Raw genomic sequence first — 23,305 nt, 5'->3', positions numbered from 1 at the left:
CATACTATGACAACTTTAAAAGGCCCTGGTATTTTTCTTGCCCAGTTTATGGGCGATGCTGCGCCCTTTAACAGCATGCAATCTATTTGCGAATGGGCTGCCAGCATTGGTTTTAAAGGCGTTCAAATTCCGTCCTGGGATGCAAGATGCATCAACCTGCAATTAGCAGCCGAGAGTAAAACCTATGCCGATGAAATTAAAGGCATTGTAGAAGGTTGTGGTTTATCTATAACAGAATTATCTACCCATTTGCAGGGGCAACTGGTTGCAGTACACCCAGCTTACGACGCACAGTTTGACGGATTTGCACCTGCCGAAGTACATGGCAATAGCAAAGCAAGAACTGAGTGGGCGGTACAACAATTAAAATATGCAGCCAAAGCATCCGCCAATCTGGGTTTAAATGCACATGCCACATTTAGCGGTGCCTTATTATGGCATACAATGTACCCCTGGCCACAGCGTCCTGCAGGTTTGGTAGAAACAGGCTTTACAGAACTGGCCAAACGCTGGTTACCCATTTTAAATGTATTTGATGAGCATGGCGTTGACCTTTGTTATGAAATACATCCCGGCGAAGATTTGCATGATGGCATATCGTATGAAATGTTTTTAGAAAAAGTAAACAACCATGCCCGTGCCTGTCTACTATACGATCCATCGCATTTTGTATTACAATGTTTGGATTATTTAACCTATATAGATTATTATCATGAACGTATTAAAATGTTTCATGTAAAAGATGCTGAGTTTAATGCAACCGGTAAGCAAGGGGTATATGGTGGCTACCAGAATTGGGTAGACAGGGCTGGCCGTTTCCGTTCTTTAGGCGATGGGCAGGTAGATTTTAAATCTATTTTTAGTAAACTGGCTGCGTATAATTATAAAGGATGGGCAGTAATGGAATGGGAATGTTGTTTAAAACATCCGGAAGATGGCGCAAAAGAAGGATCTGTTTTTATTAAAGACCACATTATACGGGTAACAGAAAAAGCGTTTGACGATTTTGCAAATACCGGCAGCGATGAAAATTTTAATAAAAGTATTTTGGGTATTCATTAATAACTTTAGGCCCAAATTATTTAACAACAAAAACTATAGAAATTGAAAAAGTATTTAGTAAGTGCCGCATTAATTGCATTGATGGCAGCCTGTGGTGGCGAAACCGAGAAAAAAGAAGAATCCGAAAAACCAGCTGAGCCAGCAGTTACAGATGTTTCAGCAAATCCTGACTATAAAGCTGGATTGGCGTTAATTGCAAAATCTGATTGTTTAACCTGCCACAAAGTAGCCGAGAAATTAATTGGACCCGCATATCAGGATGTAGCCAATAAATATGCAGGTCAGGATACAGCTATTGCCTATTTAAGTAAAAAAATTATTGAAGGCGGTTCTGGTGTTTGGGGTGCCATACCAATGAGTGCCCATCCACAACTGGCACAGGCAGATGTAGAACAAATGGTAAAGTATATTTTACTTTTAAAAACAAACTAAAACATGAATAAAATACTATTGTCTGCCGTATTTTTTGCAACATTAGCTGCCTGCCAAACGGCACAGGATAATGGCGCAAACGGCAGTGATACCATGCTACCGCAAACCACGGTTGCATCATCAGATACAGGATGGATTTCTTTATTTGACGGCACCAGTTTAAAGGGCTGGCATAGCTATGGTAAAGCAGCCCCGGGTGCAGCCTGGAATGTGGATAGCAATGCTATACACTTAAATGTTGCTTCTAACAAAGGTTACCAAACTGATGGTGGTGGCGATTTGGTTTCGGATAGTGCTTTTTCGAATTTTGATTTGAAAATGGAATGGAATATTTCAAAAAACGGAAACAGCGGTATTGTATTTTATATTCATGAGGATACTGTGAAATATAAAGAAAGCTGGAATACAGGTTTGGAAATGCAGGTATTAGATAATGATGGCCATAGCGACGGTAAAATACCAAAACACCGTGCAGGTAACTTGTATGATTTAATTGCCGCTAATCCAGAGACTGTAAAAGGCCCGGGAGAATGGAATCAGGTAGAAATTATTTCTAATAATGGCCAACTTGATTTATTTCTAAATGGCACCAAGGTTGTTTCTACTACTATGTGGGATGACAACTGGAAGAAGCTGATTGCTGGCAGTAAATTTGCAGATATGCCAGATTGGGGTACATTTAAAGAAGGTCATATTGCTCTGCAGGATCATGGCAATGATGTATGGTACAGAAATATTATGATTAAGAAATTATAATTGCATTTGATTTTTTGAAAAGAGGCGGTAATTTAATTACTGCCTCTTTTTTTGCCTTTACACTATCATCTTTTGTATTAATATGGTTTTTTGGAATTGGTTTACTGTTTTATTGCTGATTGATTTGTTGGCGTACAAGTGAGTGACACAACCAGGCTTAATAGCAATACTATTGCCCGTAACACAATAAAAAAGCAGTTGTGAGAACACAACCGCTTAACCATAACTAACTGCTTTGTTAGTAGAGAACAAGTTTATATATTAAAATTCACTGCTTAATCCAAAAATTGGTTTTCTGTTACGCCATGCGCCCTTTGTAAAATCGGGGATGCGTTGCAGGGTACCACCCTCGGCAATAGATTTTTCGCTAAGGGGTGTAATGGCATACATGGTTGCCAGGTCGTATACATCCAGCGGAAAAGGCACATCGCGTTTTATACATTCAATAAATGCATTATCTACAAAAAAATCCATCCCGCCATGACCTGCACCTTGCGCTGCTGCTGCATAGTTTTTCCATAACGGATGATCGTATTGTTCCAGCCATTGTTTGGGATTTTCCCATTGATCGTTGGGGCTTTTGCCGTCGATATATATATGCCCCTTATCTAAACCTCCGCTGGAATAATCCATCCATACACCATTGGTACCCTGAACCCTGAAACCCAGATTATAAGGCCTTGGGGAGGAAGTATCGTGGGTTAATAAAATGGTTTGACCATTGGTGGTTTGTATTTGTGTGCTAACAATATCTCCTTCTTTGTACTGAATTTTTGCATTTGGATGATCTGGTCCGCCTTTAGGATGATTGGCTATATACCTGTTTAACCCCATTGATTTGGTAGACACAGATGATAATGCAGTTAAGCGGTTACCACGGTTCATATCAATCATGGTAGCCACCGGGCCAAGACCATGTGTTGGGTATAATTCACCATTGCGTTTTACATAGTGATTGGTTCTCCATTTGGCTTCGCTTAAGCCTTTGGCACCAAATTCTACCCCTGAATTGTAGGCTGTAACTCCATCATTAAATAAAACGCCACGCAAATCGTGTTCGTAACCACCCTGTAAATGCAGTAAATCTCCAAATAAACCTTGTTGTACAATATTTAAAACGGCCATTACATCTCTGCGATAGCAAACGTTTTCCATCATCATGATGGGTACTTTTGTTTTTTCGTAGGCGTTTACATAATCCCAGCAATCCTGCAACTGTATTGCGCCACACACTTCCATACCAACTATTTTGCCGGCATTCATAGCATCTACGCCATGATCTTTATGCCACTCCCATGGGGAGGCTACTATTACCGCATCAATATCAGTACGCTTTAGCAGGTTACGGTAATGATAATCGCCTTTGGTATATTCAACCGCAGCTTTTTTACCATAATCTGTAATCAGCTTTTGGGCCATAGCCATCATTTTTGGGTCGGGATCAGCCATGGCAACTATTTCAACATCGTTGCGCTTAAGCATTTCTTCCAGATGCGATTGCCCCCTGTAGCCTACGGCAATCATACCCAACCTTACAACAGATTTTTTTTGGGATGTATATGCTTTTGCATTATTGGCCGCAATAGAAAGTGCGGCACCTGTTAATGCAGTATTTTTTATGAAATTTCTACGAGTGTAATTAAAAGGCATACTTTTTTTATTTGTAAACTTATTCTTTGCCCGGGAATTAAATATACGCAATCGTTTGAGGAATAACAAACATTTGCGGGATTATATTATGACAGCCAAATAAGGTAGCCGCATATTTAATATTATGCAGGTTTAAACCAGAAAAAGCATAAAGCTGCCACAGAACAAATAACAGATATTACATTTGTACCGTATGGGGCAAAAAAAATTAATTCGATTCGAGGAAATAAATGGCTTTTCAAATGTGCTGCAATATCCAAAAGATATTGCCGGAAAATGGCATTCACATTTTAATAACCAACACCCAATAACACTGGAGCTGGCTTGTGGTAAAGGAGAATATGCAGTTGGATTGGGCAGGCTTTACCCAATACGCAATTTTATTGGAGTAGATATAAAAGGTAATCGCATTTGGCGGGGGGCAAAAACTGCCATAGAGGAAAACCTGCACCATGTAGCATTTTTGCGTACCCAAATAGATCAGGTAGCCAATTACTTTGCGGCAAATGAGGTAGCGGAAATATGGATAACCTTCCCCGACCCTCAACTGCGTTTTTCACGCATGAAGAAAAGACTTACTCATCCACGGTTTTTAAGGCTCTACAGTCAATTTTTACAACCAGATGGTGTTATACATCTAAAAACTGATAGCCCTGTTTTATACCAATTTACCAAAACAGTTATTAACCTTTACGGCCTGGAGTTGTTATTGGATACAGACGATGTACATAACTGGCCTCAAATAAACAATGAGTTAAAAATTAAAACCCATTACGAAGGGCTGGATATTGCACAAAGCAACCGTATACATTATTTGCAGTTTAAACTAAACAAGCACCTGCCGGTTGAAAAGGATAACATATTAAAGCAAATTTGCAGTGAAGGACATATTGACTGAGGAAAAAGATTACTACTATAATGAAAATGGCCTGATGGTTTTAACCGAAGCCTATCATAAGGAACGGGGCTATTGCTGCGGTAACGGCTGTTTACATTGCCCGTTTAATTTTGAAGCCGTGCCAGAACCACGTAAAAGTTTTTTACAAATAGAATTGTACAAAGCCAATAATAGCAATCCAAACAGTTAAACCGGTTAACATGCCAAAGCCATCCAGCAAGCTGCCAAAGCAACCCACAAATGCAGTAAAAAGCGAGCCAAAAACTTATACTTTTTTTGAGGATGTATGGGCAGTTACACGCCAAATACCAAAAGGCAGGGTTACAACATATGGCGCAATAGCCAATTATCTGGGCACAAAATTATCGGCCCGTATGGTTGGCTGGGCCATGAATGCAGCTCATACCGCTAAACCAAAAATACCCGCACAAAGGGTGGTTAACCGCAACGGCATGCTTACCGGAAAAATGCATTTTAAAACACCCACCTTAATGCAGGAGCTACTAGAAAAAGACGGGGTTGCAGTAGAAAATGATACAGTGGTAGAATTTAAAAAGCTTTTCTGGGACCCAGCCCTTGCTCTGGCTATATAGATTTTTTGGTAGTAGGCAGCAAGTCAATAATCAGGCTTTACTTGCCACGCTCGGTTCATCGTTCCGGTACATTGGGCAACCATATAAACAGCCGGGTAAACACCTTTTATTGCCGGTGATGTAGTAGGTACATTTCTTTCTGATCATCCACATCGCTTAACACATCCAATAAACTAAAGCTTAAGCCCTGCGCTTCAATGGCAAGCAGTTTTTCGTTAAACAATGGTACCGTATTCCAGGCATTGCTGGTAAATAAATGTGCAAACAGGCGGCACATACCCAGTAAATAATAGCCTCCATCCTGCGCCGGGCCAATAACAATATCGGTATCATCCAGATAATTAAATGCCTGTTTAATATGCCGGCTTTCAAGTTCTATGCAATCGCTGCCAATAAAAATAACCTTGTTGTACCCTTGGGCAAATACCAATTCAAATGCATTTAACATACGCTCTGTCAGGTTATTACCGTTTTGCAGGTATTTATGGCATTTACCAGAGGCAGTCCAACAATCTTTATCTGTTATACCATCTGAATAAAACAGGTAAATATCAAATTTAGATTTGCTGGTAATATTGTAGGTGTGAACTAATAATTGTTTGTAAATAGCCATAGCCTCTTTCTCGCCAATAGCATCGGCCAGTTTTGTTTTTACAGCTGCCTGTAAATGATTATTTACAAATATGATTAAAGCACCCGGCATAATTTATAAGATTTGCAGATGAAGAGGTTCGCTGCTTTTGGCAACTTTAAAATAAGCTTTAGAAGGATTAACGAACAGGCCAAAATATTATTGGATGGCCATATTTTTAAACTTCCTGCGTGAGGGATAGCAGCGGAAAGCCCGCAGCGTAGCGAGGACTTGCAGCGGAAAGCCCGACCCAAAGGGGCACGCCATAAATAACAAAAACTACCATTTATTTTATAATGGATAACATGGCAGGTAGGGTAAGATGTTCTAAAATTTGTGCAAAATATTAAGTGCAGCATTTATATTTACCGGAAATCAGGTAATATATGCGCACCACCCTTTGCTGTGATTTTGGTAATACCCGCTTAAAATGCGGTGTTTTTAACAATGATGAGTTTATAGCAGAATTTGTATTGGGAGAAGACCCTTTGCATAGGATTACTATGCTATTGGAGCAGTATTCACCAAGCCACGCCATATTATCGTCTGTAATACACCATGATATTGCCATTGATAATTTGCTAAAGGAGCGGTTGCATTTTCACAAATTAGATTATGCAAGTATTTTGCCATTTAGCACGCCTGTTGGTAAACCAGAAACCATTGGTGCAGACAGGCTGGCATTGGTAGCCGGTGCTGTGCATTATTTACCTGAAAACCATAATCTTATTATAGGTTTGGGTTCCTGTATCACTTTTAATTTTGTAAATAAGTTTCACGAGTTTTTGGGTGGCAGTATTTCTCCGGGTTTAGAAATGCGGCTGAAAGCCATGCATGAATATACAGCCAAACTGCCGTTAGTTAAGCCAGACTGGAATTTTCCCCTGGTTGGCTATGATACCCGAACAAATTTATTAAGCGGTGTTATATTGGGGATGAGCAAGGAAATTGATGGCATTATTGAAGAATATGCCCTTAAGTACAGCAACTTTAACGTGCTTTTAACCGGGGGGGATATGCGGTTTTTTGTGCCTCATCTCAAAAAGAAGATATTTGCAGACCCTCATCTAATCTATAAAGGCTTGTATGCGATCAGTAGAAAGAATTTTTAAACGGAGTGTATTGTTATTGTTGGTTTTGGCGGGATTTATGCAACTGCACGCACAGGAGAACTCACCTTTTTCCAGATATGGATTGGGCGATATTTACCCTGCTCAAAGCATTGCATCCCGAGGTATGGGTGGTATTTCTGCAGCCTATTCAAGTGATCAGGCATTAAATACCAGCAACCCTGCAACATATAGTGCTATGCGCTATATAAAAATGTTTGGTGGTACCAAGGGCGCATTGGTTAATTATGATTTTGGTTTAAGCATTGACGCCAGAACGCTAAGAAGTGCTACGCCGGCCTCCAGCTATAATTCAACCAATTTTATGCCATCGTATATACAATTGGGCGTGCCTTTAAACCCAAGAGCTGATGCCAGGAAAAGAGGCGCCGGATTGGTATTTGGTTTAAAACCAGCCACCAGAATTAACTATAGCGTTGAAAGCGTTCAAAGAACCAGTATTGATAGTATAAAAACACTGTACGAAGGTAATGGTGGCTTAAACCAGGTGTTTTTTGGATTGGGCAAACGTTTTAATAACCTGAGTATTGGTTTTAATGCAGGTTATGAATTTGGCCGTAAACAAATAAGCACCAAACAAACATTTATTAATGATTCTGTAAATTATTACAAATCAAACGATGTTTCCCGTACCGATTTTTGGGGTTTATTTTTATCGCCTGGCATTACTTACAACATTAAATTAAGCGATAAAAAAAGCAAACTGGGTAGTTATAATGAAGGCTTCTTTTTAAAACTGGGTGCCTCAGGCACATTAGAGCAAAACCTGAAAGCCAATACCAGTAAAAGGGTAGAAACTTTTACCTATGATGCCAATGGTGCAATTAGTAATATTGACAGTATTAGTGATGTTACAGATGTATTGGGTAATATCACTATACCGGTAACCTACAATATGGGTTTTTTAGTTAGTAAGAAATATATTGTTGGCGGCGAGCCAGTTGCCACCAAATGGGCTATTGGTGCGGATTATGCACTTGCCAAATGGCAGGACTACCGGTATTATGGCGCAAAAGAAAATCAACTGGCAGATAGTAAAATGCTTCGTGTAGGTGGTGAGTTTACGCCCTCTTTTAGCAGTAATGCCTTATTTAGCCGATCTACTTACCGGGTAGGATTTTACAGCGGTAAAGATTATATTAATGCAGATGGCAATGGATATAAAGTATCTGCCTTTACATTAGGTATGGGTTTTAACCTGAGAAAATGGAGCAATTACGATAACCAGTCTACCCTGATTAATACAGCCATAGAATTTGGTAAAAGAGGTTCTAATGTGAATAATGTTACTGAGAATTTCTTTAAATTATCTTTAGGTTTATCTATGTCTGATCTTTGGTTTACAAGACGCAAATATGATTAACATCTTTTCCAAATATTTTAAAAAAGCAGCAGCCCTTTCCGCAGGCTGCTTTTTTATGTATAGCTGCGAAAACAGTATGCAGGAAGTTAGAAATCTGGGCATTCATAAACCCGGAAAGGAAGTAGCAGAAAATGTACAAAGCTATATGAGCCAGGATGGTAAAATAAAAGCCAAGCTTACCGCTCCATTAATGTACAGAACCCAAAGCGATACCCCAATAACCGAATTTCCTAAAACGCTTAAGGTAGATTTTTATGGCGACAGCGCTAAACTGGAAAGTAAACTTTTTGCCAAATATGGCCGTTATATGGAAAGCGAAGGCAAGGTATTACTTAAAGATAGCGTGGTGGTTTTTAATGTAAAAGGCGATACCATGCTTACCAATGAACTATGGTGGGATCGCAATAAAGCCATTTTTTATACCGATAAATATGTATTGATTAAGAAGCCAATGAATCAACATTTTGAAGGAAAAGATGGTTTAACTGCCGATCAGTCCTTTAAAAGCTGGACCCTGCTAAACAGCTCTGGCATTACCAATGTTCCCGATAGCAGCATGCCTGCCAATTAGCTACTATTTACTTTTAAAATAAACTTTTATGGAATACCGCAGAATGGGCAAATCTGGCCTGCAATTAAGCCTGCTTAGTTTTGGTAGTTGGGTAACTTTTCATCAACAGGTGCAGGATATTAGTGCCGACACATTAATGGGCATTGCTTACGACCATGGCATTAATTTTTTTGACAATGCAGAAGGCTATGCCCTTGGCGAAAGTGAAAAAATTATGGGCCGGGTTTTACAACAAAAACAATGGGACCGTACCTCTTATATTGTATCCTCTAAAGTATTTTTTGGTTCCAGGCAACATGCTAAACCCAATCAAACCGGCCTTAGCCGCAAACATATAATAGAAGCCTGTAACGAGGCCCTGCAACGCCTGCAGGTAGATTATCTGGATTTATATTTTTGCCACCGCCCCGATAAAAATACCCCCATTGAAGAAGTGGTTTGGGCCATGAACCACCTGATGCAACAGGGCAAAATAATTTACTGGGGTACCAGCGAATGGAGTGGAGTAGAGATTATGCAGGCCCATGCTTTTGCAGAACGCTATCGCCTTATTGGCCCAACCATGGAGCAGCCGCAATACAATTTATTGGAGCGTAACAAAATGGAGAACGAATACCTTCAAATATTTAAAACAGTGGGTTTAGGCACCACCATCTGGAGCCCATTGGCAAGTGGTTTATTAACCGGCAAATACAATAATGGCATACCTGCAGATAGTAGGCTGGCCCTGGAAAATTATGGCTGGCTTAAAGATATAATGGCCACGGAAACAAAAATACAGGCAGTGCGCAATTTACAGGTATTAGCCAACGAAATGGGAGTAAGCATGGCCAATCTTTCTATTGCCTGGTGTGTAAAAAACCCCAATGTTACCACGGCCATATTAGGGGCAAGCAGCGCAGCACAATTACATGAAAACCTGAAATCGTTAGATGTATTGCCCCTGCTTACAGATGAAGTAATGCAACGTATTGATGGTATTATGCAAACAAAACCCACTTTGCCTTTATATTAAATTTAGGAAGCACTTTATATAATGCAGTCTTAAAAAAGGCTGCATTTTTATTTGTATACCAGCGCAAGAACAGGCATTGGGCAGCCGTTGCGTCGCAGTACGTTCATCGTTCGGATATTATGGCGGCAGAACATTGGGTAGTATAATTGTATTGCCGCCCAAAGTACCAACAGTACAAGAGTGCGACGCAAGTAAAGCCCAATTAATACATTAAAAGCCGGGCCCATAAATAAATTACGAGTTCAGAAACAATTAACGCTATGCTGCACTGCTTTCAACCAGCAAATTGTAAATTTGTTATTCTCTAAACAAAACAGTTTTAAAATAAAAACCTACAAATCGTATGGCATTTACTTTACCCGCTCTACCATATGCACATGAAGCATTAGAGCCACATATTGACACGCTGACCATGCAGATACACCATGGCAAACACCATCAGGCTTATGTTGACAATCTTAATAAAGCCATTGCCGGCACTGAGCATGAGAACAAAAGCCTGGAAGAATTGGTAAAACATGCAGGTGCTATATCAGCTCCTGTTCGTAATAATGGTGGCGGCCACTGGAACCACACTTTCTTTTGGGAAAGTTTGGCACCCAATGCAGGTGGTGCACCAACCGGCGAACTAGCAGAAGCCATTAGTGCAGCTTTTGGCTCTTTTGATGAGTTTAAAACCAAGTTTGGCGCAGCCGGCGTTGGCCGTTTTGGAAGTGGCTGGGCATGGTTAATTGTTAAGGATGGCAAACTGGAAATATCTTCTACTCCTAATCAGGATAACCCTTTAATGGATGTAGCCGATGTAAAAGGCACACCTATTTTAGGTATAGACGTTTGGGAGCATGCCTATTATTTAAAATACCAGAATAAAAGGCCAGACTATTTAGCCGCCATTTGGAATGTAGTTAACTGGAGTAAAGTGGCAGAACGTTTTGCCGCAGCAAAATAATAACTGTGAAAACTTTCCTATCTTCAAAGTCCTGCATGTACATTGCAGGACTTTTTTTATAAACTTATTTTACATGCACTACAAACAAATTTTTGCTATTGCCGCTATTACTGCTTTAACAGCCTGTAACAACCATGCTAAAAAAATACTGGTATATGCCAACACCGGGGTACAAATTAATCAGGAAGCAAAAACGGTTGTACAAAAAGATACTGTGGGGCATGTAGACAAGGAGTTAATATACCCTACCAGCGATAAGGTAAGCCTTACCGTTACAGGTATATCAGGAAATACCAGTATTGAAATTGCTGAAGATGGCTACTATATTGTAAACTTAAAAGCAAAAGATACCATTATTGGCGGCTTTCAGAAATACTCCAAACCAGAGGATGCCAACAGGTTAATGACTCAGGAAACATTGCAGCATAATATAGACTCCCTACAGCAAATGGTGGCCAATACCAATATTAATGCGCAAAACAGAACATTTTTTATACTACCCAATACTGCAGTAAAAATTTCAGCCAATATTAATGCGCATGTAGTAGGGCCTTATCATCGTATGACTTCTATTGCAAAAGAAGGCAACGAAGAACCCGAAGTATACCGATTTTACAGTATTAACGAAGTAAGGGAAACAATTGAAAAATTAATAAAGCTTACCAAATAATCAGGGAACAGGATCATAACCACTACCGCCCAGCGGATGGCATTTTGATACTCGCTTCACAGTTAAATAAAAACCTTTAATCACACCGTGTTTTTTAAAGGCTTCTATACCGTACTGCGAGCAGGTAGGTGTAAACCTGCATTTTGGCCCCAGCATAGGTGATATTACCCACTGATATATTTTTATCAGCCCAATAAACGGGTAGCTAAGTATTTGAAGCAAGATTTTCATGTTGTATATGCTTTTCCAGTTTTGCCAGCACCTGTTGCATTTTTAGTTCAAGAACGGCATATTCGGGCAGTACTTTATCAATATATAAAAAAAATGCCGCCATTTGCTTTCCGTTTTCGGCAAGTACCGTATGCAAAGGTTGCTTTTGGGTACGATAGGCTTCCCGCAGCATACGTTTAATACGGTTACGGTCTACGGCATGTTTAAAATGCCTGCTACTTACTCCAACACCAGCTTTTATATAAAAATCTACCGGTTCATCGGGTTGCAAATAAAACAGTTTAATGGGGTAAACAGTAAAAGATTGCCCTTTTTTAAAAATGGCTTCCAGCAATTTTCTGCTTTTCAGTTTTTCCTGTTTACTATATGTAAATTCTTTGCCCATGTGGTAATACAACGAAAAAAGCCTCAATAATTTGAGGCTTTAAATATAATCTTAAAACTCCTTATTACCCCCGTAACGGAAGTAAATAGAATTGGTTATTTAAGTTTTCTTTCGTCAGATACCGTTAATTTCTTACGGCCCTTCGCACGGCGGCTGGCTAAAACTTTGCGGCCATTCGCTGATGCCATACGTTCACGGAAGCCATGTACCGATTTACGTCTGCGATTATGCGGTTGGAATGTACGTTTCATAAATTGATATTTTTACTAACCCAAAATGATTGTTTTCAACTCGCGGAAACCAGTCACCATCACTGTTTTCCTGTGAAAGGACGGCAAAAGTAGTGGTTTATTCCGTAATAATGGCAGCACTTGTAATATTTTTTTTGAACCCGGCAAAAAATAAACCTGCAACAACCTTGCGTCGCACTCTTGTGCGTTCTGTTTTCTGCTCAGCAATCCAAATCTATATGGGTAGAGGCTACTAATTGCCCAAAAAATGCCTTTGCCTGTGCATTAAAATCTTCGGCCGAGTCAGTAGTATAAAAATCCCTTACCCCATTTTTTAACAAGCTTTGTTCCAGATGAGGATGGCGTTGCAAATAATCTTCCAGACTATTGGCAACAATTTCACCCTGTGTTAAAATGGTGATGTCAACCGGGGTATACTCAACAATTTTCTTCAACAGCAAAGGGTAATGGGTACAGCCCAGCAAAATGGTATCAATTCTTGGTTCCTTTTGTAATAACTGGTGAATATGCTTTTTTATAAAATAATCGGCTCCATGCCCGTCATATTCTTTATTTTCTACCAGTGGCACCCACATAGGGCAGGCCTCCTGTACCACAGCAATATCGGGATAAAATTTTTCAATTTCTATAACATAGGATTGCGATTGAACTGTACCATTGGTTGCCAGCACCCCTACCTTTCGGCTTTTTGAATATTTGCCTACAATTTCTGTAGTAGGCCTTATTACACCTAATACCCTTTTATCGGGGGCTATACGAGGCAAATCATTTTGCTGTATGGTTCTTAACGCCTTTGCAGAAGCGGTATTACAGGCCAGTACTACCAATGGGCAACCCTGTTTAAAAAACCATTCTACGCACTGCAAAGTATACTGGTATACCGTTTCAAAAGAGCGGTTACCATATGGCGCCCTGGCATTATCACCCAGATATATATAATCATAGGCAGGTAGTTTGGCTACAATTTCTTTTAATACGGTAAGTCCGCCATAACCAGAATCAAACACACCAATTGGCCCTTGCATTATATAAAAATTAATGATGAATAATGGGGGAATAATTACATCACAAAGCTAATCATTGCCACCGGTAAATTAAACATATCAACCCTGGAGCTATTTTAAAAACCATTGAATAAAAAATACCAGCACGGGTATATTTACCTGTTCAATAGGGTGAGGCGTACCGGGCAATACCGCCATCTGTGCATTTGGTAACTGCTTAAATACTGCCAGGGTTTCATCCATCGTTACCATTTTATCCCTATCGCCCAGTAGCAATAAAACCGGATGTGTTATATGGTTATAATCATGCAATTGCAAAGTGTTTGCATTCCCTAATTCCAGCAGCATATTGGATACTTTTTCCAAAACCGTTTCCCAATGTTGACTGCCATGTCTTGCTGCCAGTTGTTGTGCAAATGCAGGTACTTTTTGTTGAATAGTGGCAGCATTAAGCATCTTTATTTCTTTTGCAGCAATGGCTTCATCCCAGTGTAGTTTGCTGGCAAGTGTAATAATTTTTCCAATTTTTTCCGGGTAATACCGGGCAATATACAATGCCACATAACCACCCATGCTGTAGCCAAAAATATCAACTGTTTCCAGCTGTTTAACTGCCATATAATGCAGTACATCCTGTGCAAATAATGCAATGGAAAATATAGATGCCCTACTATTCTCTCCACCATGCCCTGAAAAATTAATGGCGTGCACCTGATATACACCTGATAAAGAGGGAATAATTGGTTCAAACTGATCCTTTGCGCCGGCAGCGCCATGTAATAATAGCAGGTGTTTCATTTGTTAAGTGTTGGTTTTTAATAATAGTAATAAAAATAGGCATAATCAGGGGCATACTAATTTTCCGGAAAAAGATAATAAGTAGTTTACATCCTTATTGTTGTTTACAGATAACAACAAAGTTTTTGTTTATTTGCTGCCATTGGCCAACTGTTCTTTTATTACCTTGTTATTATAATTTATTACACATGTTACAATCAACCACTATACAATTTCTTAAAAATTTAAAGGAAAATAATCACCGCGATTGGTTTGAAGCCAACAGAAAAGTATATGAAGCTGCCAAAGCAGATTTTGCGCAAATGGTGCAACAGGTAATTGCTGTGTATGGTAAAAAAGAAGAGTCCATAGCCACATTGCAAGCCAAGGATTGTGTGTTTAGAATAAACAGGGATGTACGCTTTAGCAAGGACAAATCGCCTTACAAAACCAATATGGGTGCGGGTTTTACCAAGGGTGGCAAAAAAAGCCCACTGGCAGGTTATTATTTTCACTGCGAGCCGGGCAGTAGTTTTGTAGGTGGCGGTTTATGGATGCCCGAAGCAGATGCGGTTAAAAAAATAAGGCAGGAAATTGATTACAATTTTAAAGAATTTAGTGGCATTATACATTCAAAAAAATTTGTAGCCATATATAACAAACTGGATGATAATAAGGAGTATACTTTAACACGCCCACCAAAAGGTTATGAAGCTGATAACCCGGCCATAGAATTTATAAAATTGAAAAGCTATATTGCCACAATGCCAATAGCTGATGAAGCACTAACCGAAAAGAATCTGGTAAAAACCATAACAACTGCCTTTGAAGCTTTGCAGCCATTGGTGCATTTTTTAAACCGGGCACTGGAAGAGTAGATTACACGATAGTATCTCTTATTGATTTTGGTAATGATTGCACTACCAATTCATAAGAATCATCAATCATTTGCTGAATAACTTTATTGGGGATGCTGCCATCAACCACAACAGTGTTCCAGTGTTTTTTATTCATATGATAACCGGGTTGTACGGCCTCATATTGCTCCCGCCATTCTATCGCTTTTTCTGGATGGCATTTTACATTAAATTGCAACGGACTGCTATTTAAACCGGTTAATAAAAATATTTTACCGCCCACTTTAAATACCAGTGTATCTTCTCCAAAGGGAAAAGATTCTTCTACCCCTTTTTTGGCCAAACAATAGGTATGTAATGTTTCAATATTCATACTTTAAAAATACAAATAAAAAGTGCCAGCCCGGTTGGCTGACACTTAAAATATGCTATCACTTTTGCTTTACTTTTTATTTACAGTTCAATACACATTTGCAGTACAAGTGAGTGACACAACCAGGCATCATGCATATACTACAGCCTGCTACAATAAACTGTATTATTTAATTATTATAATAAACCTTTGCTACTTAAATATTCTGCAATTTGTATAGCATTGGTAGCTGCACCTTTGCGCAGGTTATCGCTTACAATCCACATGTTTAATGTGTTGGGCTGGGTTTCATCCCTGCGTAAACGGCCTACAAAAACCTCATCTTTTTCATGTGCCCAAAGTGGCATAGGATAAATTTGATTGGCTAAATCGTCCTGCACAATTACACCTGCAGATGCACTTAGAATTTGCTTTACTTCTTCCAAATCAAAATCGTTTTCAAACTCTACATTTACGCTTTCGCTATGGCCGCCAACCACAGGAATACGAACAGTAGTAGCAGTAACTTTAATGCTATCGTCGCGCATTATTTTGCAGGTTTCTTTTACCATTTTCATTTCTTCCTTGGTATAGCCATTATCCAAAAACACATCAATTTGTGGAATTACATTCAGGTCTATAGCATATTTATATGCCATATCGCCTTCAACGCCCTGACGCTCATTCATTAACTGGTTTACGGCTTTAACACCGGTACCCGTTACGCTTTGATATGTGCTTACCACAATACGCTTAATAGTATATTTTTTATGCAACGGATTTAAGGCCACCACCATTTGGATGGTAGAGCAATTGGGGTTGGCAATAATTTTATCTTCGGCAGTTAATGCATCGGCATTTATTTCTGGTACCACCAGTTTTTTGGTAGGGTCCATTCTCCAGGCCGAGGAATTATCTATCACGGTTATACCCGCTTCGGCAAATTTGGGTGCCCACTCCAGCGAGGTGCTGCCACCAGCAGAAAATATAGCAACATCTGGTTTGGCAGCAATGGCATCGGCCATACCAATTACCTTGTATTTGGCACCTTTAAATGTTACTTCTTTACCCACAGATCTTTCAGATGCCACTGGCATTAATTCTGTTACCGGAAAATTTCTTTCGGCTAATACCTGCAACATTTTGGTACCTACCAGGCCGGTTGCGCCTACTACTGCTACTTTCATTGTTATCTATTTTATTGGTTGTTTGTTGGTTTATATATCTAATTTTTTACCCGGCTTTTAACTGTACAAGACATCGCCGCTTGCGTCGCACACTTGTACGTTCCACTTGCATGGCAGCTACTTAATGCACTGCTATTTTTTAAACAATAAAACCAGCGCTATAAACAAAAAGCCTTCTCTTGGAGGAGAAGGCTTTTTGTTAGTTATATGCTTATATACGCAAACATTAAACACCTTCTCTTTCTGAGATATGTTTCTTCGTGTTTGTTGTATGTTTTATCATTTTGCTCATTGCGGTGCGAATGTAGTAACCAAAAATTGTTATACCAAAATTTTTTATGGCAGCATAAACATACAATCATTAGTACACGCTGCCTTGCTGTGGTTGTTTATTGTTGCCTTTACTAACTGCAGTACAAGTGTGCGACGCAAGTAAAGCCCACCATTATTCTATTGCCTGGCCCATTATAATGGCTGTTGATAGGCCAAGGCTAAGCGTTGTAATAATTTTTGTTGTAGTGCACTTGGTATAAAAGCAGCTTTTACGGCATATAAATTACATTGGTAAAACTCTTTTATGCCCCATCCAAACACCTGCTGTAATTGCTGATATTCTTTATTAAGCGTAGTGTTTACAATGGTTGGCGCATCTGTATTTATATTTAGCGATACCCCGGCCTTGTATAATTGATCGATAGGATGTTGCGCATAGGTATCGTACATATTTGTTTGCACATTGCAACTGGGGCAAATTTCCAGGTGTATTTGGTTATCGTGCAAATGTTTTACCAGGGCTGGGTCTTCAATACTTCTAACCCCATGGCCAATGCGGGTGGGGCCAAAATACTGCAGGGTTTCCCATACACTTTCGGTGCCTTTTGCTTCGCCGGCATGGGCCGTACAGGGAATATTATTGGCTTTGGCATATTGAAATGCTGCAATATGATTATCTATAGGGAATCCAGCCTCATCGGCAGCAATATCAAAACCAGCTACATACGTATTGGCAAACTGTTGCACCAATTGCACCGTTTGCATGCTTTGTGCTGCAGAAAAATGCCGCAACGTACACAATATTAAACGGGCTTCAACACCGGTAGCTTTTACGGCGGCTGCGGTGGCCGCTTCTGTAATGGCTACTACCTCGTATGGACTTAATCCTTGCTCCAGATGTTGCAATGGTGCAAAACGGATTTCTGCATAAATAACATTACTGGCTTTAAGCTGTTTAAACAAATCGTGCACTACCAGGGTAAGCTGTTCTTTGGTTTGCATCAGGGCAAATCCTTTAACAGCACGGGTTAAAAAATCGGCCAGGTTATAGCATTTGGCTGGCGCAATAAAATCATTATCATATGCTTCTTTGTTAATGGAAGGATCTATGGCCGATACTACTTCGTAGCTAAGTCCACAATCTAAATGCAGGTGAAGTTCTATTTTTGGTAATAATGCAATATTCATACACTAATCATCTTAAATCAAGAATGTTTATACAAAAGCCAGTATTTCTGCCATGCCGGCCACCTGTTTAAAGTTGGCATGCTCTACCTTGTTTTCCACTTTCTCGTGTGCCCAGGTAGTGTGATAGGGAATATGTATTGCGTGGCCACCCAATTGCAACACCGGTAAAATATCCGATTTTAAGGAATTGCCAATCATTAAAAATTCGGATGGGTCTATGTCTAAATGTTTTATCAGTTTACTGTAATCCGACGTATGTTTTTCGCTCATAATTTCTATGTGGTGAAAATAATGCTCCAGTCCCGATTTTTTTAGCTTGCGTTCCTGATCAAGTAAATCGCCTTTTGTGGCTACTACCAGCCGGTATTTATTTGTTAGACTGGACAATACATGCTCTACCCCATCCAGTAATTCAATGGGTTTTTCTAACAGCTCTTTACCATATGCAATGGTTTTCTCAATTACATCCAGACTAATTGTTTTTGACGATACAGTTAAAGCCGTTTCAATCATGGATAACATAAAACCTTTTACCCCGTAGCCATATAAGCTCAGGTTGGCAATTTCGGTTTTAAATAATTCCTGCGAAACGGTGTGGTGCGGAATATAGTCTTCCAGCAATGCGCAAAATTTGTTTTCGGTTTCCTGAAAATAGGGTTCATTTACCCAAAGTGTATCATCGGCATCAAAAGCTATTACTTTAACAGGCATATTCTAGTATTATGACTGTAAATGTAATAAGGTTAAGTAAATAATAGCGATGGCTTTAATTAAGTAACATGAAACAGATTACTTAAAATGTACAGCAATAATTTATTAATGCGTGCTTATTCTTGGAGCCAGGCAAAATGCAATAACAGCAGCTTTACTTGCGTCGCACACTTGTACGGCGCAACATTGGGCGGCCATAAACAGCCATATAAATACAACTGCACAAAGTACCGAACGATGAACGTAATGCGACGCAAGTAAAGCCGCATCAGGAGTTACAGCCGGTAACCCTTATATACTTATTGCTCTATATTGATGGAAAAAGTAATCATGCGTGACTGCAGTTTATCAAACACGCTGGAGTATTTAAGGTTGGGGTCACGTGCATGCAGGTTGGAAAGACCATACGAGAATTTTAACTCGGGAGATAAGGTTACAAAACGTAAGTAAAAATTAAATCCTATACCGGTTTCTAATCCAAAATCATTTTTCTTTAATTTAATCAAATCTTCGGCATTGCGGTTGCCGGCATTGGCCATTAAATCGCTGGCTATATAGGCATCAAATAACATGTATACCCTAAAATTGTCAATTCTGTCTGAGTTAAATTTAATCTGTGCAGGGAAGGTGAAAATAGAAGAAGGCAAAGATTTTTTTTGCAAAAGACTTTCGCCCAAAGCAGGGTTTTTAAGCGTATAGGTAAAAGGTTTGGCGCCACCAATAATTAAATTGGGGTTAAGCCTGAACTCCCAGTGTTCGGCTATTTTAAAAGTTGCCAAAAAGCCCAATGCCACACCACCGGTTGCACCTGGTTCGGCGGTAAGTACACTATCGTCCTGTATAAATTTGGTGCTTTTATCGGGGTGCAGCGAAGTAGAATTATAGGCCAGATAAATACCAAAATAATAAGGTAAGTCGTCGTGATTGCTGCGGTTAATTTCCCTTAACTGGGCTTGGGCAGCGGTAACCCATACCAATGCCGCCAGCATTAACACCAACCGTTTGTTATATAAAAAATTAAATGAGGCAGATGGCTTCTTATCAGTCATTTATATTAAGCTTATACTTTGGGGACATTCACCTGCTACCTAAAGCGGGTTTGCCGGCCCATATTGTTCAAAAAATACACTTTGCCGTAGTATAACGTTAAATGGTGGCGTTTATTTTCAGGCGAAAGATAAAGCTTTAAAAGAGCATACCGCCAGCGCCATTGGCAGGCTGTAACCTAACATATGTTGTTTAAATACATAATCTGGGCGTTTTAATGCCAATGATTTAATGTCTAAACTATTAATAAACAATGATTTATCAAGTAATTATTTAATGCATAGTGTAGAAGAATATCTACATAAATAAGGGTGTGTTGCTGTAGCAAAGAAGCTATTTGTATACTACACCACTACAGCCAGGGGCTTTGTTACTTTGTGTTGTAATAATAATTACACAATGTATTACCAGCCAAAGCAGGTAATACCCCCTAAACACCTTAAAGAACCAACATATTCAATAGTTTGTAAAGCGGCACAATTAGCGCATTTATTAACTGATGCTTCGGGCGGTTTTTAATAGGTGATAAACAACATTATCAAATATTTAATAAAACTTTCTAATCGCCATTGAAGTTTTCTACGTTACTATTTAAAATTTACAGCTATGAAATGGTTAATTAACATCCCCGGTCGTGCAAAGAACAATATGCTTACCGCTGAGGTAATCTACGCAAGTTATCAGATTGAACAAATTCATGTTTTTGGAGAAGGCTTTTCAGTGTTATTACAAAATAACCGCCCTTTATTGGTGGCTATTGAGTTAGACAGGCCACTTACCTGGAAACATATTCAAGGCGAATTAAAAGAGCCCGCAATGCTTGCTGCACTTGTAACAGAACTGGAAAAACACCTGGAAAAGCCCAAAGCCTGCCAGGCTGATATTTCGCATATGTACTCGCAGGTTAAGCAAACTGCTTAGGTATACTGTAGCCAGTATTTATTTTTTGCTTCCGCAGTAAATACAGCAAATGCCCATGGTAAGGGGTTTGAAATAAATATTGGTGTAACCGGTACTTTCAAGCAAAGCCGTAAATTGTTCTCTTTCAGGGAAGGCCTGTACAGAATTATTCAGGTAGGCATAAGCTTCCTTATTGTTAGCCACAATACTGCCTGCACCTGGTGCAATAACCTTCATGTAAAAGTTATAGAACGCTTTAAAAGCGGTTTGTTTGGGTTTCGAAAACTCCAGCACTACCAGCTTGCCTCCGGGTTTTAAAATACGCAACATTTCGCCAAGTCCCTTTTCCAGGTGTTGAAAATTGCGTACTCCAAATGCTACGGTAACCGCATCAAAAGAATTATCAGGAAAATGAATGGTTTCGCTATCACCATTCTGCAATTCAATAACATGTTGCAAATTACGTTTGGCAATTTTTTTGCGGCCCAAATCCAGCATACCATCCGAAATATCTATACCCACAATTTTATCGGGGTGCAGGGCATCAAACGTCATTAATGCCACATCAGCTGTACCTGTAGCTACATCCAACACTGTTTTGGGTTGTAATGCTTTTAGCTGCGCAATGGCTTTTTTGCGCCAGCGTACATCAATGCCCGCACTTAAAAAGCGGTTTAAAAAATCGTAGCGAAAAGCAATGCTGTCAAACATTTTAGCCACCTGCTCTTTCTTCTCCAGTTCACTTTCGTTGTAAGGAACTATCTCATCATGTGCATATTTTGCCATAGGCCCGCAAAGATACAAATAACAAATGCTTGCCAAAGTTTTGTATAAGCGGCTTTCATTTCAATAAGCGCCGTTTATAACAATACAGTGGTTTGGCCTGGCAAAAAATAAATATGAAACCTGCTTGCGTCGCACTCTTGTACGGCACCACACTATGCAGCTTTAAAAACCCAAATGCCTATTTAAAACTTATTTTATAGGTGGCCGCGTTTACACTGGGGTATTGTTTGGCTGCCTGTATTATCAACGCATCTGCTTTTTGCTGCCATACTACTTTTTCTGTACTGCCTACCAATTCCACCTTTGCAACTATGCCATTATTGGCTTGTAATGACAAAGATTGGATAGCTATCGGCGCTGTTGGTATATCAAGCGTTATGGCATACAGATTTTTGTCTTTTGTAGTAAACCGTATATCCTGTGCAGTAAACGGTTTCATCTTTGCATCACCAAACGAGCCGCCAATTACTTCTGTAGGGCCTTCACCAAAAATTTTCCAGGGGCGGGTGCCATAAATGGCTTCCCCATTTACATCCAGCCATTTGCCCATGGATAACAGCAATTGTTGCTGCTCCTCTGGAATTGTGCCATCAGCCTTTGGACCAATATTTAATAATAGGTTACCGTTTTTACTAACAATATCAATCAGGTTGGTAATCAGGTATTTGGCAGATTTATATTCCTCGTTGGGTATATAACCCCAAGACTTAAAACCCACCGCATCATCTGTTTGCCAGGGCAAAAGCCTGATACCGGTAAGTTTGCCCCTCTCAATATCCAACACCGCAGCACCATCGGGGTAACTTACATTCTTGTAATTTAATACCACCCCTTTATTCCATTCCAGCCCTTTATTATAATAGTAGGAGGCAAATGTTTTGCGGTAGGGGTCCATAGCGGGTTGCTCAATCCACCAATCAAACCAAAACAACTGTGGCTGATATTTATTTACCAGCTCTGTACAACGCATTAACCAGTCGTTCATATATTCCGGAGACGGTGTTTCATTTTCTTCCCGGGCAGGGCCATAAAAATCGGCATATGTTGGGTCGTTCACATCCGAATTAAAACTGCGGCCACCATTCATAAAAAACCAATGTTCTATGCGGTGAGAGGATAAGCCAAACACCATTTCCTGCTTACGAATAGCCGTACTTAGCAACCCAATAATATCCCTCCCAGGCCCCATTTCTGCAGCATTCCATTTAGACAGGGCTGTTTTATACATCGCAAAACCATCATGGTGTTCTGCAACGGGTACCACATATTTAGCACCGGCTTTTTTAAACAAAGTAGCCCATGCATCCGCATCAAATTTTTCTGCTTTAAACTGTGGAATAAAGTCTTTATAGCCAAACTTATCCTGCGTGCCATAAGTGGCTGCATGGTGTTTAAATTCATCGGTACCGGGTTGATACATTAACCGTGGGTACCATTCACTTTTAAATGCGGGCACTGAATATACACCCCAATGAATAAAAATGCCAAACTTGGCATCCTTAAACCAATCGGGTGTTTGGTATTCTTTTAACGATTCCCAGGTAGACTGGTAACGGTTTTGAGCTAACAATGAAGTATGGCTGCCAATGGTTACAAACACCCAACAAAACATAAACAACCTAACTGCAATTTTCAT

At 39.7% G+C, this 23,305-nt stretch carries 28 protein-coding genes; 14 read left to right on the top strand and 14 right to left on the bottom strand.

The window, feature by feature from the left end; all coding sequences use genetic code 11:
* The first annotated feature begins 6 nt into the window (after nt 1-6).
* Genes GD597_RS11215 through GD597_RS11205 form a run of 3 tightly spaced genes read left to right on the top strand, consistent with a single transcriptional unit; the run spans nt 7 to nt 2,250 of the window.
* Complete coding sequence (locus GD597_RS11215) at nt 7-1,062, top strand: sugar phosphate isomerase/epimerase family protein (RefSeq protein WP_171607952.1); 1,056 nt, start codon at nt 7-9, stop codon at nt 1,060-1,062.
* A gap of 42 nt (nt 1,063-1,104) precedes the next feature.
* Nucleotides 1,105-1,494, top strand: coding sequence for a c-type cytochrome (locus GD597_RS11210; RefSeq protein WP_171607951.1), 390 nt, complete (start codon nt 1,105-1,107; stop codon nt 1,492-1,494).
* 3 nt (nt 1,495-1,497) lie between these two features.
* Complete coding sequence (locus GD597_RS11205; protein WP_171607950.1) at nt 1,498-2,250, top strand: 3-keto-disaccharide hydrolase; 753 nt, start codon at nt 1,498-1,500, stop codon at nt 2,248-2,250.
* Between the two features lie 261 nt (nt 2,251-2,511).
* Here GD597_RS11205 and GD597_RS11200 read toward each other — a convergent pair whose 3' ends face one another.
* Nucleotides 2,512-3,900 carry a Gfo/Idh/MocA family protein gene (locus tag GD597_RS11200; protein ID WP_171607949.1) on the bottom strand — a complete coding sequence of 463 codons (1,389 nt, stop codon included), beginning with the start codon at nt 3,898-3,900 and terminating at the stop codon, nt 2,512-2,514.
* Nucleotides 3,901-4,093: 193 nt separating this feature from the next.
* On the opposite strand from GD597_RS11200, the gene trmB reads away from it, so the two are divergent.
* The 3 genes from trmB to GD597_RS11185 are packed head-to-tail and all read left to right on the top strand — an operon-like array spanning nt 4,094 to nt 5,391.
* Entirely contained in the window at nt 4,094-4,798 is a 705-nt protein-coding gene (gene trmB / locus GD597_RS11195; protein WP_171607948.1) for a tRNA (guanosine(46)-N7)-methyltransferase TrmB, read from the top strand.
* A complete protein-coding gene (locus GD597_RS11190; protein WP_317170304.1) occupies nt 4,779-4,988 on the top strand; it encodes a DUF5522 domain-containing protein in 210 nt (69 codons plus the stop codon). The genes trmB and GD597_RS11190 overlap by 20 nt, the downstream gene beginning before the upstream one ends.
* Before the next feature lie 10 nt (nt 4,989-4,998).
* Nucleotides 4,999-5,391: an MGMT family protein gene (locus GD597_RS11185; RefSeq protein WP_171607947.1), complete on the top strand. Its 393-nt coding sequence runs from the start codon at nt 4,999-5,001 to the stop codon at nt 5,389-5,391.
* Between the two features lie 106 nt (nt 5,392-5,497).
* Here GD597_RS11185 and GD597_RS11180 read toward each other — a convergent pair whose 3' ends face one another.
* Nucleotides 5,498-6,094, bottom strand: a complete 597-nt coding sequence (locus GD597_RS11180) for a TIGR04282 family arsenosugar biosynthesis glycosyltransferase (protein WP_171607946.1) — start codon at nt 6,092-6,094, stop codon at nt 5,498-5,500.
* 314 nt (nt 6,095-6,408) lie between these two features.
* On the opposite strand from GD597_RS11180, the gene GD597_RS11175 reads away from it, so the two are divergent.
* From GD597_RS11175 to GD597_RS11150, 6 genes are all read left to right on the top strand, one after another.
* On the top strand, nt 6,409-7,134 hold the full coding sequence (locus GD597_RS11175) for a type III pantothenate kinase (protein ID WP_171607945.1): 726 nt from the start codon (nt 6,409-6,411) through the stop codon (nt 7,132-7,134).
* Nucleotides 7,109-8,515: a hypothetical protein gene (locus GD597_RS11170; RefSeq protein WP_171607944.1), complete on the top strand. Its 1,407-nt coding sequence runs from the start codon at nt 7,109-7,111 to the stop codon at nt 8,513-8,515. Before GD597_RS11175 ends, GD597_RS11170 begins: the two co-directional genes overlap by 26 nt.
* Nucleotides 8,508-9,086, top strand: coding sequence for an LPS export ABC transporter periplasmic protein LptC (gene lptC / locus GD597_RS11165; RefSeq protein WP_171607943.1), 579 nt, complete (start codon nt 8,508-8,510; stop codon nt 9,084-9,086). The genes GD597_RS11170 and lptC overlap by 8 nt, the downstream gene beginning before the upstream one ends.
* 28 nt (nt 9,087-9,114) lie before the next feature.
* A complete protein-coding gene (locus GD597_RS11160; RefSeq protein WP_171607942.1) occupies nt 9,115-10,101 on the top strand; it encodes a potassium channel beta subunit family protein in 987 nt (328 codons plus the stop codon).
* 343 nt (nt 10,102-10,444) lie between these two features.
* A complete protein-coding gene (locus tag GD597_RS11155) occupies nt 10,445-11,050 on the top strand; it encodes a superoxide dismutase (RefSeq protein ID WP_171607941.1) in 606 nt (201 codons plus the stop codon).
* A 73-nt stretch (nt 11,051-11,123) separates the two neighbouring features.
* Nucleotides 11,124-11,720: a hypothetical protein gene (locus GD597_RS11150; protein WP_171607940.1), complete on the top strand. Its 597-nt coding sequence runs from the start codon at nt 11,124-11,126 to the stop codon at nt 11,718-11,720.
* On the opposite strand, the gene yidD is transcribed toward GD597_RS11150, so the two are convergent.
* From yidD to GD597_RS11125, 5 genes are all read right to left on the bottom strand, one after another.
* Nucleotides 11,721-11,951, bottom strand: a complete 231-nt coding sequence (yidD, locus tag GD597_RS11145; RefSeq protein WP_171607939.1) for a membrane protein insertion efficiency factor YidD — start codon at nt 11,949-11,951, stop codon at nt 11,721-11,723.
* Complete coding sequence (gene rnpA / locus GD597_RS11140) at nt 11,926-12,336, bottom strand: ribonuclease P protein component (protein ID WP_171607938.1); 411 nt, start codon at nt 12,334-12,336, stop codon at nt 11,926-11,928. Before rnpA ends, yidD begins: the two co-directional genes overlap by 26 nt.
* Nucleotides 12,337-12,431: 95 nt before the next feature.
* Entirely contained in the window at nt 12,432-12,587 is a 156-nt protein-coding gene (rpmH, locus tag GD597_RS11135) for a 50S ribosomal protein L34 (RefSeq protein ID WP_171607937.1), read from the bottom strand.
* 200 nt (nt 12,588-12,787) lie between these two features.
* A complete protein-coding gene (gene murI, locus GD597_RS11130; RefSeq protein ID WP_171607936.1) occupies nt 12,788-13,612 on the bottom strand; it encodes a glutamate racemase in 825 nt (274 codons plus the stop codon).
* A gap of 90 nt (nt 13,613-13,702) precedes the next feature.
* Nucleotides 13,703-14,389 carry an alpha/beta fold hydrolase gene (locus GD597_RS11125; protein ID WP_171607935.1) on the bottom strand — a complete coding sequence of 229 codons (687 nt, stop codon included), beginning with the start codon at nt 14,387-14,389 and terminating at the stop codon, nt 13,703-13,705.
* 188 nt (nt 14,390-14,577) lie between these two features.
* On the opposite strand from GD597_RS11125, the gene GD597_RS11120 reads away from it, so the two are divergent.
* Entirely contained in the window at nt 14,578-15,246 is a 669-nt protein-coding gene (locus GD597_RS11120; RefSeq protein ID WP_171607934.1) for a DUF2461 domain-containing protein, read from the top strand.
* A 1-nt stretch (nt 15,247) separates the two neighbouring features.
* On the opposite strand, the gene GD597_RS11115 is transcribed toward GD597_RS11120, so the two are convergent.
* From GD597_RS11115 to porT, 5 genes are all read right to left on the bottom strand, one after another.
* Nucleotides 15,248-15,598: an MmcQ/YjbR family DNA-binding protein gene (locus GD597_RS11115; RefSeq protein ID WP_171607933.1), complete on the bottom strand. Its 351-nt coding sequence runs from the start codon at nt 15,596-15,598 to the stop codon at nt 15,248-15,250.
* 176 nt (nt 15,599-15,774) lie between these two features.
* Nucleotides 15,775-16,764, bottom strand: coding sequence for an aspartate-semialdehyde dehydrogenase (locus GD597_RS11110; protein ID WP_171607932.1), 990 nt, complete (start codon nt 16,762-16,764; stop codon nt 15,775-15,777).
* A 465-nt stretch (nt 16,765-17,229) separates the two neighbouring features.
* A complete protein-coding gene (gene add / locus GD597_RS11105; protein WP_171607931.1) occupies nt 17,230-18,225 on the bottom strand; it encodes an adenosine deaminase in 996 nt (331 codons plus the stop codon).
* 27 nt (nt 18,226-18,252) lie between these two features.
* Nucleotides 18,253-18,936 carry an HAD family hydrolase gene (locus GD597_RS11100; RefSeq protein WP_171607930.1) on the bottom strand — a complete coding sequence of 228 codons (684 nt, stop codon included), beginning with the start codon at nt 18,934-18,936 and terminating at the stop codon, nt 18,253-18,255.
* 299 nt (nt 18,937-19,235) lie between these two features.
* Complete coding sequence (porT, locus tag GD597_RS11095) at nt 19,236-19,985, bottom strand: type IX secretion/gliding motility protein PorT/SprT (RefSeq protein ID WP_171607929.1); 750 nt, start codon at nt 19,983-19,985, stop codon at nt 19,236-19,238.
* Between the two features lie 604 nt (nt 19,986-20,589).
* Here porT and GD597_RS11090 point away from each other — a divergent pair.
* The gene (locus tag GD597_RS11090; RefSeq protein ID WP_171607928.1) at nt 20,590-20,904 is read left to right on the top strand and encodes a hypothetical protein; all 315 of its coding nucleotides are present in this window, start codon (nt 20,590-20,592) and stop codon (nt 20,902-20,904) included.
* Between the two features lie 18 nt (nt 20,905-20,922).
* Here GD597_RS11090 and ubiE read toward each other — a convergent pair whose 3' ends face one another.
* Together ubiE and GD597_RS11080 are read right to left on the bottom strand one after the other, a co-directional pair.
* A complete protein-coding gene (gene ubiE / locus GD597_RS11085) occupies nt 20,923-21,669 on the bottom strand; it encodes a bifunctional demethylmenaquinone methyltransferase/2-methoxy-6-polyprenyl-1,4-benzoquinol methylase UbiE (protein ID WP_171607927.1) in 747 nt (248 codons plus the stop codon).
* A 178-nt stretch (nt 21,670-21,847) separates the two neighbouring features.
* Complete coding sequence (locus GD597_RS11080; protein ID WP_216368570.1) at nt 21,848-23,305, bottom strand: alpha-L-fucosidase; 1,458 nt, start codon at nt 23,303-23,305, stop codon at nt 21,848-21,850.

Origin of the sequence: Limnovirga soli (genome assembly GCF_013106755.1) — a bacterium.
Taxonomy (GTDB): domain Bacteria; phylum Bacteroidota; class Bacteroidia; order Chitinophagales; family Chitinophagaceae; genus Limnovirga; species Limnovirga soli.
The sequence above is the reverse complement of the archived record's forward strand: the minus strand, read 5'-3'. Positions and strand labels throughout refer to the sequence as shown.